The sequence below is a fragment of the Bacillus cereus group sp. N21 genome (assembly GCF_016483395.1).
In the GTDB taxonomy this organism is placed as follows: Bacteria; Bacillota; Bacilli; order Bacillales; family Bacillaceae_G; genus Bacillus_A; species Bacillus_A pseudomycoides.
Genome location: NZ_JAEHBX010000350.1, coordinates 1 through 265 on the forward strand (window position 1 = coordinate 1; position 265 = coordinate 265).

The following is a 265-nucleotide window of genomic DNA, read 5'->3' on the forward strand; positions in this document are numbered from 1 at the left end:
TTATATGCTCCAATCGGTAATGGAGATAAAGCATTCCGTACATTTGTAACATTAATTTGTTGTTCTCCAGACCTTATATAACCACCAGCAATTAACTCCGTATTTGGGCCTTTTACACTATACCCCATTGTATTTTGGCCATTATTTTTCATAAAGAAGCTTAAATCAGTACTCCCATTATATACAAAAGAAGTGACAGCATCTCCACTATAAACCATTGGTTGAGTTAATAATATGTCTGCAGGAACGTGTTCAACTATATTAA

At 34.0% G+C, this 265-nt stretch carries 1 pseudogene; it reads right to left on the reverse strand.

Annotated features, from left to right (window positions below):
• Positions 1 to 265: pseudogene (locus tag JDS96_RS31150) on the reverse strand (hypothetical protein); the annotation flags it as partial.